The organism is Desulfocurvibacter africanus subsp. africanus DSM 2603 (assembly GCF_000422545.1).
GTDB classification, from domain to species: Bacteria; Desulfobacterota; Desulfovibrionia; order Desulfovibrionales; family Desulfovibrionaceae; genus Desulfocurvibacter; species Desulfocurvibacter africanus.
This window is the reverse complement of record NZ_AULZ01000002.1, coordinates 207,482-221,821: the sequence shown is the minus strand read 5'-3', so window position 1 is coordinate 221,821 and position 14,340 is coordinate 207,482. Positions and strand designations below refer to the sequence as shown.

Genomic DNA, 14,340 nt, shown 5'->3' with positions numbered 1-14,340 from the left:
CAAGGATGGTCGACAAGGCAATGAGCACGGCCACGCCCACGGTGCTGGTCATCGACGATGATCCCCAGGTAAGTCAGACCTTGCAGCGCATTGTGGCGCGCATGGGTCTGGCGAGCCTGCGCGCGTCCTCGCTTGCCGAGGGCCGAAAGCTGTTGAGCGAGCGAGATGTGGAGGTGGTATTCCTGGATGTGCGCCTGCCCGACGGCAACGGCCTGGACGCCCTGCCCGCAATCATCGGCTCGCCCTCCTCGCCCGAGGTCATCATCCTCACGGGCCAGGGAGATCCCGACGGCGCGGAACTGGCCATCGAAGGCGGTGTTTGGGATTATCTGGTCAAGCCCACCTCCATCAAGGACACCATGCTCAGTTTGGAGCGGGCCCTGAAATACCATCAACAAAAGAAGAGCTGCAGGCCTGCTCCCGTGGCCCTGAATCTGAACGGAGTCGTCGGTTCCGGGTCGGGCATGCGCGCGTGTTTCGACTTGGTGGCCCAGGCCGCCCGCTCGGACGCTGGCGCGCTCATCACCGGCGAGACGGGCACGGGCAAGGAGCTGCTGGCCCGCACCATCCACGCCAACAGCGCCCGCGCGAATCGCGCCTTCGTGGTGGTGGACTGCGCCTCGCTCACCGAGAACTTGGTCGAGAGCGCCCTGTTCGGTCACAAGAAAGGCGCCTTCACGGGCGCGGACCGCGACAGCATCGGCCTTATCCGCACGGCCGACGGCGGCACACTGTTTCTGGATGAAGTAGGCGAGCTGCCCTTGACCATCCAGAAGGCATTCCTGCGCGTCCTGCAAGAGAAGCGCTTCCGCCCATTGGGCGATGTGCATGAGACGACCAGCGACTTCCGGCTCCTTGCCGCTACCAACCGCAATCTCGCGGCAATGGTCGAGCAAGGCTCCTTCCGCTCGGATCTGCTCTTCCGGCTCAAGACCATCTACATTACCGTCCCTCCGCTGCGGGAGCGGTCCGAGGATATCAAGCCCCTGGCCATGTATCACGTCAATCGCCTTTGTGATCGTTACGGCGTGCCCAACAAGGGCTTTGACCCGGAACTGTTCGATTACCTGCGGGCCTACTCCTGGCCTGGCAACGTGCGTGAACTGTTCAATGTGCTGGAGATGGCCTTCGTCTCGTCGGGCGAAAGCAAAGTGCTCTATGCCATGCACCTGCCCAATGAGGTACGCATCGCCGTGACAAGGGCCAGTCTGCACAAAGGCACCCGCATGTCTCAGGACGACCTCGCTCAAAAGGCTCCGGCTGCCACCCTTACCCCACCTACGGTCGAATCAGGCAGCATGACGCTCCGCGAATACAAGACGTCCATGGAGAAAGACTACCTGGAAAAGCTGTCGGCCACGTGCGGCAACGACGTGGAGGCTATGTTGTCCGCCTCCGGCCTATCCAAGTCGCACCTCTACTCACTGCTCAAGAAACACTCCATCGCTTTGAAAGCCGAGTAGCAGCGTCGCATTCGGCTTTCTTTTTTTTCGGACCGCACCTCAACTATTCCGATAATCCGGACTTGGCTGGAGTATACGGCAGTTCCTCGCTTCTCTGCCCTTCATCCCCCATTTGGCCGCATTTAACCTCCGTTGGCAGGCCTGCTCGAGCAGGGAGAAGTCCTTTCTTCTTTTTAGGAGTCAGGGCGAAACTCATGGCATGCAGCTTGTGAAAAATTTCCAACATATTGACCTTTAAGCATTTTTTAAACATAGTGCCAGATGGCACGTTTCTTGTTGTTAGGCGTCTGGATGCTGATCCCAAGCCAAAGGCCGGATCGGCGTGCCGGAAGGGTCCGCCGCGCGCCGAGGGATGGGACTGCTCGGACATTATCCAGCTTTCCTTTTTCCCCTGCTTTGCTAATAGGTGAAGGACCCTGGCGACCTGATCTGTATTCCGGCTAGCGGGACCAGTGACCACATCCATCTTTTCAGCGCGAAGGAGCACCATATGGGAAAGAAAATGATGACGACTGATGGCAATACAGCGACAGCGCACGTGGCGTATGCCATGAGCGAAGTCGCCGCCATCTACCCCATCACCCCTTCCTCGACCATGGGCGAGGAGGCTGACGACTGGGCGGCGCAAGGACGCAAGAACATCTTTGGCCAGACCCTGACCATACGCGAAATGCAGTCCGAGGCCGGCGCCGCCGGCGCGGTGCACGGGGCCCTGGCGGCCGGCGCCCTGACCACGACCTTCACGGCGTCGCAGGGTCTGCTGCTGATGATCCCCAACATGTACAAGATCTCCGGCGAACTTCTGCCCGGCGTGTTCCACGTCACCGCCCGCGCCATCGCCGCGCACGCCCTGTCCATCTTCGGTGACCACCAGGATATCTACGCCGCGCGCCAGACAGGCTTCGCCATGCTCGCCTCCAGCTCGGTGCAGGAGGCCCACGACATGGCCCTGGTGGCCCACTTGGCGGCCATCGAGTCCAACGTGCCGTTCATGCACTTCTTCGACGGATTCCGCACCTCGCACGAAATCCAGAAGATCGAGGTCCTGGACTACGCGGACATGGCCTCGCTGGTGAACCAGAAGGCCCTGGCGGAATTCCGCGCCAAGTCCATGAACCCCGAGCACCCCCACGTGCGCGGCACGGCCCAGAACCCCGACATCTACTTCCAGGGTCGCGAGGCAGCCAACCCCTACTACCTCAAGGTGCCCGGCATCGTTGCCGAGTACATGCAGAAGGTCGCCTCCCTCACGGGCCGCAGCTACAAGCTCTTTGACTACGTGGGTGCTCCCGACGCCGAGCGCGTCATCGTGTCCATGGGCTCCTCGTGCGAGACCATCGAGGAGGTCATCAACCACCTCGCGGCCAAGGGCGAAAAGATCGGCCTGATCAAGGTCCGCCTGTACAGGCCCTTCGTAAGCGAGGCCTTCTTCGCTGCTCTGCCCGCTTCGGCCAAGGTCATCACGGTCCTCGACCGCACCAAGGAACCCGGCGCGCCCGGCGATCCGCTCTACCTCGACGTGTGCTCGGCCTTCGTGGAGCGCGGCGAAGCCATGCCCAAGATCCTGGCCGGCCGCTACGGCCTGGGTTCCAAGGAATTCAGCCCGGCCATGGTCAAGTCCGTGTACGACAACATGTCCGGCGCTAAGAAGAACCACTTCACCGTGGGCATCGAAGACGACGTGACCGGCACTTCGCTGCCGGTGGACAACGCCTTCGCCGACACCACGCCCAAGGGCACCATCCAGTGCCAGTTCTGGGGCCTCGGCGCCGACGGCACTGTGGGCGCCAACAAGCAGGCCATCAAGATCATCGGCGACAACACGGACCTGTTTGCCCAGGGTTACTTCTCCTACGACTCCAAGAAATCGGGCGGCATCACCATCTCGCACCTGCGCTTCGGCGAGAAGCCCATCCAGTCCACCTACCTGGTCAACAGGGCCGACTATGTCGCCTGTCACAACCCGGCCTATGTGGGCATCTACGACATCCTCGAAGGCATCAAGGATGGCGGAACCTTCGTGCTCAACTCGCCTTGGAGCAGCCTCGAGGACATGGACAAGCACCTGCCCTCCGGCATCAAGCGCACCATCGCGAACAAGAAGCTCAAGTTCTACAACATCGACGCGGTGAAAATCGCCACCGATGTGGGACTGGGCGGCCGCATCAACATGATCATGCAGACGGCCTTCTTCAAGCTGGCCGGAGTGCTGCCCTTCGAAAAGGCCGTGGATCTGCTCAAGAAGTCCATCCACAAGGCCTACGGCAAAAAGGGCGAGAAGATCGTCAAGATGAACACCGACGCCGTGGACCAGGCCGTCACCTCCCTGCAGGAATTCAAGTATCCGGATTCCTGGAAGGACGCTCCCGCTGAGACCAAGGCCGAGCCCATGACGAACGAGTTCTTCAAGAACGTCGTCAAGCCCATCCTGACCCAGCAGGGCGACAAGCTGCCGGTGAGCGCCTTCGAGGCCGACGGCCGTTTCCCCCTCGGCACCAGCCAGTTCGAGAAGCGCGGCGTGGCCATCAACGTGCCGCAGTGGGTCCCCGAGAACTGCATCCAGTGCAACCAGTGCGCCTTCGTCTGTCCGCACAGCGCCATCCTGCCCGTGCTGGCCAAGGAAGAGGAGTTGGTCGGCGCGCCGGCGAACTTCACGGCCCTGGAAGCCAAGGGCAAGGAGCTCAAGGGCTACAAGTTCCGCATCCAGATCAACACCCTGGACTGCATGGGCTGCGGCAACTGCGCCGACATCTGTCCGCCCAAGGAAAAGGCTCTGGTCATGCAGCCCCTGGATACCCAGCGCGACGCGCAGGTGCCCAACCTGGAGTACGCAGCGCGCATCCCGGTCAAATCCGAGGTGCTGCCGCGCGACTCGCTCAAGGGCAGCCAGTTCCAGGAGCCTCTCATGGAATTCTCGGGCGCCTGCTCGGGCTGCGGCGAGACGCCCTACGTGCGCGTCATCACCCAGCTCTTCGGCGAGCGCATGTTCATTGCCAACGCCACGGGTTGCTCGTCCATCTGGGGCGCGTCGGCTCCTTCCATGCCTTACAAGACCAACCGCCTCGGACAAGGCCCGGCCTGGGGTAACTCCCTGTTCGAAGACGCGGCCGAATACGGCTTCGGCATGAACATGTCCATGTTCGCCCGCCGCACGCATTTGGCCGATCTTGCCGCCAAGGCCCTGGAGAGCGATGCCTCCGGCGATGTCAAGGAAGCCCTGCAGGGCTGGCTTGCCGGCAAGAACGATCCCATCAAGTCCAAGGAATACGGCGACAAGCTCAAGAAGCTGCTGGCTGGTCAGAAGGATGGTCTGCTCGGACAGATCGCCGCCATGTCCGACCTGTACACCAAGAAGAGCGTGTGGATCTTCGGTGGCGACGGCTGGGCCTACGACATCGGTTACGGCGGCCTGGACCATGTGCTCGCCTCGGGCGAGGACGTGAACGTCTTCGTCATGGATACCGAGGTCTACTCCAACACCGGCGGCCAGTCCTCCAAGGCAACGCCCACGGGCGCCGTGGCCAAGTTCGCGGCGGCCGGCAAGCGTACCGGCAAGAAGGACCTGGCGCGCATGGTCATGACCTACGGCTACGTCTACGTGGCTACGGTCTCCATGGGTTACAGCAAGCAGCAGTTCCTCAAGGTGCTCAAGGAAGCCGAAAGCTTCCCCGGCCCCTCGCTGGTCATCGCCTATGCTACCTGCATCAACCAGGGTCTGCGCAAGGGCATGGGCAAGAGCCAGGACGTCATGAACACCGCGGTCAAGTCCGGTTACTGGCCGCTGTTCCGCTACGATCCGCGCTTGGCCGCCCAGGGCAAGAACCCCTTCCAGCTCGACTCCAAGGCTCCTGACGGTTCCGTCGAGGAGTTCCTGATGGCCCAGAACCGCTTCGCCGTCCTCGATCGGTCCTTCCCCGAGGACGCCAAGAGACTGCGCGCCCAGGTCGCTCACGAATTGGACGTGCGTTTCAAGGAGTTGGAGCGCATGGCCGCCACGAACATCTTCGAGTCCTTCGCGCCAGCGGGCGGCAAGGCCGATGGTTCGGTGGATTTCGGCGAAGGTGCGGAGTTCTGCACGCGCGACGATACGCCCATGATGGCCCGACCTGATTCCGGTGAGGCCTGCGACCAGAACCGCGCTGGCACGAGCGAACAGCAGGGAGACCTCAGCAAGCGGACGAAGAAGTAGAGCGTCGGCCGAAAATGACCGTTGCGACTCATGATACCTGGTCCTGATATGTCAGGACCGCTGCCTCGATAGTAAAGGCGGGCGCTCCGTTAGGGAGCCATGCAGCCCGGAGCGCCCGCCTTTTAATTACGCGCTTTTGAACAGCCCGACGGAGAGATTCGCAGGATGCAATGGGTTCAGGAATATAATCCCTTGGGGAATATCCTCCTGTCCGCCTTCGTGGCGGCCATTCCGCTCTGTATTCTCTTCTATATGCTCGCGGTGCGGCGGTCCAAAGGGCACCTTGCAGCCCTTGCCGCGACCGGCGCCGCCATCCTGCTCGCAATGGTTTTCTGGGGCATGCCCGCCGAGCTGGCGCTCGACGCCACGGCGTATGGTGCGGCTTTCGGCGTTTTCCCCATCGTCTGGATCGTCGTCACGGCCATCTGGGTCTACAACATGACCGTTGAGTCCGGCGAATTCGAGATCATCAAGAACTCGCTGGCCTGCATCACGGAAGACCGCCGGCTGCAAGCCATCTTCATTGCCTTCGCCTTCGGCTCCTTCATCGAGGGCACGGCCGGATTCGGCACGCCCGTGGCCATCACCGCGGCGATGCTCGTGGGCCTGGGCTTCAACCCTCTATATGCCGCCGGCATTTGCCTCATCGCCAACACCGCCCCAGTGGCCTTCGGAGCCATCGGCATTCCCATCGTGGTCGCGGCCAAGGTCACTGACCTGGACCTGATGACCATCAGCAGGACCGTCGGCCGACAGCTGCCGCTTCTGTCTCTCATCGTGCCCCTGTGGCTATCGGTAACCATGTGCGGCTTCAGGCGCTCCCTGGAAGTTCTGCCGGCCATCCTTGTGGCCGGAGCGTGCTTCGCGGGCTCACAGTTCCTGGTCTCCAATTACATGGGCCCGTATTTGCCCGACATCATTTCGGCCATCGTGACTATCGCGGGACTGGGCGCCTTTCTCAAAGTCTGGCAGCCAAAGTCCATCTGGCGCTTCGCCGACGAACCGGCAGCCACACAGGCGCGCGCCACCTGCGCGTACTCCCGGACCGAGGTCATCCGCGCCTGGCTGCCCTGGCTGGTGCTTGCCTTGATGGTCTTCCTGTGGGGCCTGGAAGATATCAAAAATTTCCTGAATTCCATTTTCGCTCTGTCATTCGAGTGGCCCGGTCTGCATGACGCCGTGCTCAAGGACTCGCCCATCGCGGCGACCGACACGTCCTACCCGGCTACCTACGCCTTCAATCTCCTGTCTGCCGCGGGCACGGCCATCCTCTTCGCCGGCCTTATCGCGGTTTTCATCCTGCCCAGGTATGGTTTGGGTAAGGCCACGGCCTGTTTCGGCCGCACAGCGTTCCAGCTGCGCTACCCCATCATGACAATCGCCATGATCCTGGGCTTGGCCTATATCATGAACTACTCGGGCATGAGTTCGACCATGGGGCTGGCTTTTACGCTTACGGGTCCCATGTTCCCGTTCTTCTCGCCCATCCTGGGCTGGCTGGGCGTCTTCCTGACCGGCTCGGACACATCATCCAATGCTCTGTTCGGCGCACTGCAGAAAACCACCGCGCAACAAATCGGCGTATCTCCCGAGCTGTGCGTGGCGGCCAACGCATCCGGCGGCGTCGCCGGCAAGATGATATCGCCCCAATCCATCTCCGTGGCCACCGCCGCCACCCGGCTTGTGGGCCATGAGGGCGACCTTTTTCGCTTCACCCTTTTTCACTCCATCGCCATGGTCCTGGTCATGAGCGTTCTCACGCTCATGCAGGCTTACACGTTGCGCTGGACATTGCCCTAGCTGAAACCGACGCCAGGGCCTACAGCCCTTGGCTGAATATATTTATACTGAAGTAAACACGCGTTAGGAGCACGTTAAGCACCCATGACGACCAAGTCCCTCCTCGGAAACGAGTTCGCGAAGGCTGGCCTGTCGAACCTGTGCAGCTCCACTTTGCCCTGTCGCGGCGCGGCATGCGCGACCACCGGTCTGGCCCCGGAGGATGCTCGCGGCGCACGCGACACAACACCCTCACCATGCGTTGTGTTCACTTTCGTGTTGATCCTTTAACGTCTTATCTGGGGAGGTTTTGCAATGTCGATTGGACTCCTTGCCTTGGTCGCTGTCGTACCCATCGCTTTGGCGCTGGTACTGATGGTGGGCATGCGCTGGCCGGCTACTCGCGCCATGCCCGTAGCCTGGCTCGCCGCCGCCGCGGGCGCCATTGCCGTCTGGAACCTGCCGGTCGGCTATGTGGCTGCGTTGACCCTTCAGGGCTTCATCACCGCCATCGGCATCCTGATCATCGTCTTCGGCGCGATCTTGATCCTGTACACGCTGCGTGACAGCGGCGGCATGGAAACCATTCAGTGCGGGATGCAGAACATCTCGCCTGACATGCGCGTGCAGGCCATCATCATCGGCTATCTCTTCGCCGCCTTCATCGAAGGCGCGGCAGGCTTCGGCACCCCGGCCGCCCTGGCCGCCCCGCTGCTGCTCGCCCTGGGCTTCCCGCCCTTGGCCGCGGCGGTCATCTGCCTGGTCTTCAACTCGTTCCCGGTCAGCTTCGGCGCCGTGGGCACGCCCATCATCCTGGGCCTGAGCTTCCTGAAGGACCTGGTAGCCAAGGCTGTCGCCAGCGGCGTGCCCTTGAATTTCAGCAACATGGAATCCTTCAACATGCTGATCGGCCAGTGGGTCACGCTTCTGCACGTGCCCATGGCTTTCATTCTGCCCATCTTCATGCTGGGCTTCATCACCCGCTTCTTCGGCCCCAACCGTTCCTGGTCCGATGGCTTCCGGGCCTGGAAATTCTGCGTCTTCGCGGCCGTTGCCTTCTCCGTTCCTTACCTGGTCTTCGCCTGGCTCGTTGGTCCCGAGTTCCCCGCGCTCATCGGCGGCCTTGTCGGCCTGGGCGTGGTGGTCTGGGGCGCCAAGAAGGGCATCGCCCTGCCCAAGGACGGCACGTTCACCTTCGGCTCCCAGGCCAAGTGGGAACCCGAGTGGACCGGCTCCGTCAAGGCTTCCGAGGGTTGCAAGTTCCAGGCGCGCATGAGCCAGTTCCGCGCTTGGTTGCCCTACGTCCTCATCGGCATCATCCTGGTCCTGACCCGTATCCCTGAAATCGGCCTTAAGGGCATTCTCGCCGCTCAGGCCATCAGTTTCAAGAACATCCTGGGCTACTCCTCCGTGAGCGCCTCGATCCAGTACCTGTACCTGCCTGGCACGATTCCCTTCGTGCTGGTGGCCATCCTGACCATCTTCCTCCACGGCATGCGTGGTGAGAAGGTCAAGGCCGCCTGGAGAGACTCCATCGTACGCATGAAGAACCCGACCATCGCGTTGTTCTTCTCCGTGGCGCTGGTGTCGATCTTCCGCGGTTCGGGCGTTGCCGATCAGTTGCTGAACCCCAATGCCTACCCCTCCATGCCCCTGGCCCTGGCACAGTCCATGGCAGGCGTCGTCGGTCAGGCTTGGCCCATGTTCGCCTCCTTCATTGGCGGCCTGGGTGCGTTCATCACCGGATCGAACACGGTCTCCGACCTGCTGTTCGCCGAATTCCAGTGGGGCATGGCTTCGCAGCTGAACCTGCCGCACCAGATCATCGTGGCCGCGCAGGTCGCCGGCGGCGCCATGGGCAACATGATCTGCATCCACAACATCGTGGCCGTTTGCGCCGTGGTGGGCCTGTCCGGCATGGAAGGCGCGATCCTGCGCAAGACCTTCTGGCCCTTCATGCTCTACGGCATCGTGGTGGGCATCATCGCCACGCTGATGAGCTTCGTCTTCTTCCCCAATTTGTTCTAAACTAAATGTGGGGGCGGATCTCGGTCCGCCCCCACTCAAAAAGCACCGGAGGGTGATCATATGAATAAGAGCCCCGATTCCTTGAAGAAGGAATTTGAGGCCATCGTCGGCAAGGATAACGTGATGACCGCCGAGGCCGACCTTCACAGCTACTCCTACGACGCAGCCGTGCTGCCCAGCCAGGCCCCCGCCGTGGCCGTTCGCCCCGAGACCAGCGAAGCCATGGGCAAGGTGGTCAAATTCTGCAACGATAACGGCATGCCGCTCACCGTGCGCGGCGCAGGCAGCAATCTCTCTGGCGGCACCATCCCTGAGAAGGGCGGTGTCGTCGTGGTGACCGGCGCGCTGAACAAAATTTTGGAAATCAACGCGGAAGACATGTACGCCGTGGTACAGCCTGGCGTTGTCACCGCCAAATTCGCGGCCGAGGTCGCGGCCAAGGGGCTGTTCTATCCGCCTGATCCGGGCAGCCAGACCGTTTCGACCCTCGGCGGCAACGTAGCCGAGAACGCCGGCGGCCTGCGTGGCCTCAAGTACGGCGTGACCAAAGACTATGTCATGGGCGTGGACTTTTTCGACGTGAATGGCGAGCTCATCAAGACCGGCTCCAAGACCGTGAAGTGCGTCACGGGCTATAACCTGGCCGGGCTCATGGTCGCCTCCGAAGGCACCCTGGGCGTATTCGAAAAGATCATCCTCAAGCTCGTTCCGCCGCCCCAGGCCGCCAAGGCCATGATGGCCGTCTTCGACGACATGATCGCCGCCTCGCGCGCCGTTGCCGCCATCATCGCCAACAAGATCGTGCCCGCGACCCTTGAGATCATGGACAACTTCACCATCCGCACGGTCGAGAACTTCCGCAAGGCCGGACTGCCCGTGGACGCACAGGCCCTGCTGCTCATCGAAGTCGACGGCCACCCGGCCATGGTCGAAGAGGATGCCCAGAAGGTCGAGAAGATCTGCAAGGAGCAGGGAGCCACCTCCGTCAAGGTCGCCAAGGACGCCGCCGAGCGCGCCAATGTCTGGCAAGCCCGGCGCGACGCGCTGCCCGCCCTGGCCCGCGTAAGCCCCACCACCGTGCTGGAAGACGCCACCGTGCCCCGCTCCAAGATCCCGGCCATGATGCAGGCCCTGAACGAGATCGCCAAGGAGTACAAGCTGCAGATCGGCACCTTCGGCCACGCCGGAGACGGCAACCTGCACCCGACCATTCTCACGGACAAGCGCAACCATGAAGAGTGGCACCGCGTGGAGAAGGCCATTGACGCCATCTTCGACCGCGCCTTGGCCCTGGGCGGCACGCTCTCCGGAGAGCACGGCATCGGCCTGGCCAAGTCCAAGTACATGAAGCTTGAATGCGGCCTGGGCGCCCTGGACTACTCGCGGCGCATGAAGTCCGTGCTCGACCCCAAGGGCATTCTCAATCCCGGCAAGATCATCGGCTTCTAGGAGGGCACAACGTGGCTGATATTCATGAATTAGCAGGCCTGCTCAAGGAGCTGGACGACCAGCTCGTGGGCTGCATGCGCTGCGGCATGTGCCAGGCCGTATGTCCCCTCTTCGCCCAAACCGGGCGCGAGGCCGACGTAGCCCGCGGCAAGATATCCCTGTTGGACGGCCTGGCCAACGAACTCATCAGGAATCCCGTTGGGGTCAAGGAACGCCTGGATCGCTGCCTGCTGTGCGGCACCTGCGAGGCCAACTGCCCGAGCGGAGTCAAGGTCCTGGACATCTTCTTCAAGGCCAGGGCCATTCTCACGGGCTACCTGGGATTGTCGCCGGCCAAGAAGGCCATCTTCCGCGGCCTGCTGGCTAACCCAAGGCTCTTCAACCAGCTGCTCTCTTTTGGAGCCAAATTCCAGAAGCTGTTCACCAAGGAAGTTAACGACCTGCTGGGCTCGTCCTGCGCGCGCTTCCAAGCGCCCATCGTAGGCGACCGGCACTTCAAGGGCTTGGCCGAAAAGCCGTTCCACAAGCTCGTGCCCAGCCTGGATACCCCGGCCGGCAAGAGCGGCCTGCGCGTGGCCTTCTTCCCCGGCTGCGTGATGGACAAGATCTTCCCCAACGTGGCTCAGTCGGTGCTCAAGGTCATGGAACACCACGGCGTTGGTGTGTACATGCCCCCCAACCAAGCCTGTTGCGGAATTCCGGCCCTGTCCAGTGGCGACACGGACACCTTCCAGAAGCTCGTGGCGCTCAACCTGGATGTCTTCAGCAAGGGCGACTTCGACTACTTCGTCACGGCCTGCGCCACGTGCACCGCGACGATTCGCAAGCTCTGGCCGCGCATGGCCGACCGTTTCAACTCCCGCGGCCAGTTGCGCGAGATATCTGACAAGACCATGGACGTGAACCAGTTCCTGGTGGATGTCCTCGGCATCAAACCCGAAAAGCAGACCGGCGGCGGCAAGGTCGTCACCTACCACGACCCGTGTCACCTCAAGAACTCCTTCGGCATCACCTCCCAGCCCCGTGCCATTCTGACCGGGCTGCCCGGCTACGCCTTCAAGGAGATGACAGACGCGGGCACGTGCTGCGGCTGCGGCGGCAGCTTCAACTTGCAGCACTATGACGTATCGGCACGCATCGGCGGCAACAAAGCCGACAACATTATAGCCAGCGGCGCGGAAACCGTGGCTACCGGTTGCCCGGCCTGCATGCTCCAGATCACGGACATGCTCTCCCAGAAGGGCGCCCGTTGCCGTGTGCGCCATGTAATGGAACTCTACGCGGAATCGCTAGGCTAACCAGCTCGGAGGCAGCATGTCCAAGAACTTGTACATTACCGGTACCGAAAGCCGTACAGGCAAGTCGGCCATAGTGCTCGGCATCATGCAGCTCGTGCTGCGCGATGTGCAGCGCGTGGCCTTCTTCAGGCCCATTATCAGCACGCCGTCCAAGACCAAAAAGGATCACGACATCAATCTCATCCTCTCCCAGTTCTACCTGGGCATGCGTTACGAGGATGCCTACGCCTATACGATCCAAGAGGCGCGCGATCTGGTGAACAAGGGCCAGCATACGGCCATGCTTGAAACCATATTGAACAAGTACAAGGACTTGGAATCTCGCTTCGACTTCGTGCTGCTGGAGGGCACCGACTTCCTGGGCGGTGACCCTGCCTTCGAGTTCGACATCAACGCCGAGATAGCCTCCAACCTTGGCTGCCCGGTGCTGCTGGTCGCCAACGCTCAACACAAGAGCGAGGAAGAGATCATCAGCTCCACGCATCTGGCCATGGATACCTACCTGCAGAAAGGCACGGAGATCCTGGCCGTGGTAGTCAACCGCGCCGACACCAAAAACACCCGGCATCTGCTGGCCGAACTGCGCAAGACGGCCAAGGGCATGCTCTTCTATGTCATCCCCGAGATGGCCTCCCTGGGCAAGCCTAGCGTGGCGGAAGTTCAAAAGTGGCTTGGCGCGGAAGTGCTCTACGGCCAGGATCGCCTGGAAACCCTGGTGGACGATTACGTCATCGCGGCCATGCAGGTAGGCAACTTTCTTGATTACGTCGGAAAGAGCAGTCTGGTCATCACTCCGGGCGATCGTTCGGACATCATTCTGTCCACCTTCGCCTCGCGCTCGTCAGCCTCTTTCCCGGATGTGGCCGGCATGGTGCTCACCGGTGGCCTTCGCCCGTCCAAGAACGTGGCCAAGCTAATCGAGGGTTGGACAGGCGTGCCCCTGCCGGTGCTGCTGGTCAAGGACCATACTTACAAGACAGCTCAGGTGCTCACGGAACTGTATGGCAAGATCGAGCCCGAGGATCAGAAGAAGATCCAGACGGCCCTGGGCACCTTCGAGGAGTGCGTGGACACCGAGGAGCTGCGCGGCCGCCTCATCGCCGCCTGCCCCACAAAGATCACGCCCAAGATGTTCGAGTACAGCCTCATCCAGATGGCCAAGAGCGCCAAGCAGCACATAGTGCTGCCCGAAGGCGTTTCGGATCGCGTTCTGCAGGCGGCGGACATCCTGCTGCGCCGCGGCGTGGCCGAGCTTACCCTGCTCGGAGACGAGGCCAAGGTGCGCACCAAGATCTCGCAGCTCGACCTCAACCTGAGCGGAGCCAACCTCGTCGACCCCATCAGATCGCCGTCCTTCGATGATTACGTGAACACGTACTACGAGCTGCGCAAGCACAAGGGCATCAGCCTGGAGATCGCGCGCGATCTGATGGCCGACCCGACCTATTTCGGAACCATGATGGTCCACAAGGATCACGCCGACGGCATGGTCTCGGGCTCCATCACCACCACGCAGCAAACCATCCGGCCGGCCTTCGAGTTCATCAAGACCAAGCCGGGCGTTTCCACTGTCTCCAGCGTATTCCTCATGTGCCTCAAGGACCGCGTGCTCGTGTTCGGCGACTGCGCTGTAGTGCCCAATCCAACTGCCTCGCAGCTCGCTGAAATCGCCATCCAGTCCGCGCGCACGGCCGAGATTTTCGGCGTCTTTCCGCGCGTGGCCATGCTGTCCTACTCCACCGGCTCCTCGGGCAAGGGCGAGGAAGTCGAGAAGGTCATGGAGGCGACACGCATCGCCAAGGAAAGGGCCCCGGAACTGCTCATCGAGGGTCCCTTGCAGTACGACGCGGCTATCGACCCCGAGGTGGCCCAGACCAAACTGCCGGGCAGCGTGGTCGCCGGACAGGCCACCGTATTCATCTTCCCGGATCTGAATACGGGCAACAACACCTACAAGGCCGTGCAGCGCGCAGCCGGAGCCGTGGCCATCGGTCCCGTACTGCAGGGCTTGAACAAGCCGGTCAACGACCTCTCGCGCGGCTGCACCGTTCCGGACATCGTCAATACCGTGGCCATCACGGCCATCCAGGCCCAGTCCAAGCCGTCCAAATCCAAAGTGTGTTAAGGGAGAGCA

8 protein-coding genes are annotated in these 14,340 nt (G+C 61.9%); 7 read left to right on the top strand and 1 reads right to left on the bottom strand.

Annotated features, from left to right (window positions below; genetic code table 11):
- The first annotated feature begins 5 nt into the window (after nucleotides 1-5).
- Entirely contained in the window at nucleotides 6-1,463 is a 1,458-nt protein-coding gene (locus H585_RS0103200) for a sigma-54-dependent transcriptional regulator (RefSeq protein ID WP_034627041.1), read from the top strand.
- A gap of 43 nt (nucleotides 1,464-1,506) precedes the next feature.
- Here H585_RS0103200 and H585_RS22985 read toward each other — a convergent pair whose 3' ends face one another.
- The gene (locus H585_RS22985; protein ID WP_138708159.1) at nucleotides 1,507-1,833 is read right to left on the bottom strand and encodes a hypothetical protein; all 327 of its coding nucleotides are present in this window, start codon (nucleotides 1,831-1,833) and stop codon (nucleotides 1,507-1,509) included.
- A 120-nt stretch (nucleotides 1,834-1,953) separates the two neighbouring features.
- Here H585_RS22985 and nifJ point away from each other — a divergent pair, with 120 nt between their 5' ends.
- The 6 genes from nifJ to pta all read left to right on the top strand — a co-directional run bounded on the left by nifJ (nucleotide 1,954) and on the right by pta (nucleotide 14,331).
- A complete protein-coding gene (gene nifJ / locus H585_RS0103195; RefSeq protein WP_027366748.1) occupies nucleotides 1,954-5,652 on the top strand; it encodes a pyruvate:ferredoxin (flavodoxin) oxidoreductase in 3,699 nt (1,232 codons plus the stop codon).
- A gap of 165 nt (nucleotides 5,653-5,817) precedes the next feature.
- Nucleotides 5,818-7,452, top strand: coding sequence for an L-lactate permease (locus H585_RS0103190; protein WP_027366747.1), 1,635 nt, complete (start codon nucleotides 5,818-5,820; stop codon nucleotides 7,450-7,452).
- A 294-nt stretch (nucleotides 7,453-7,746) separates the two neighbouring features.
- Complete coding sequence (locus tag H585_RS0103185) at nucleotides 7,747-9,459, top strand: L-lactate permease (RefSeq protein ID WP_027366746.1); 1,713 nt, start codon at nucleotides 7,747-7,749, stop codon at nucleotides 9,457-9,459.
- Between the two features lie 60 nt (nucleotides 9,460-9,519).
- Nucleotides 9,520-10,908 carry an FAD-binding oxidoreductase gene (locus H585_RS0103180; RefSeq protein WP_014260252.1) on the top strand — a complete coding sequence of 463 codons (1,389 nt, stop codon included), beginning with the start codon at nucleotides 9,520-9,522 and terminating at the stop codon, nucleotides 10,906-10,908.
- An 11-nt stretch (nucleotides 10,909-10,919) separates the two neighbouring features.
- Nucleotides 10,920-12,206 (top strand): (Fe-S)-binding protein, encoded by a 1,287-nt coding sequence (locus H585_RS0103175; RefSeq protein WP_027366745.1) that lies wholly within the window; start codon nucleotides 10,920-10,922, stop codon nucleotides 12,204-12,206.
- Between the two features lie 16 nt (nucleotides 12,207-12,222).
- Nucleotides 12,223-14,331 carry a phosphate acetyltransferase gene (gene pta / locus H585_RS0103170; RefSeq protein WP_014260250.1) on the top strand — a complete coding sequence of 703 codons (2,109 nt, stop codon included), beginning with the start codon at nucleotides 12,223-12,225 and terminating at the stop codon, nucleotides 14,329-14,331.
- Nucleotides 14,332-14,340 lie beyond the last annotated feature (9 nt).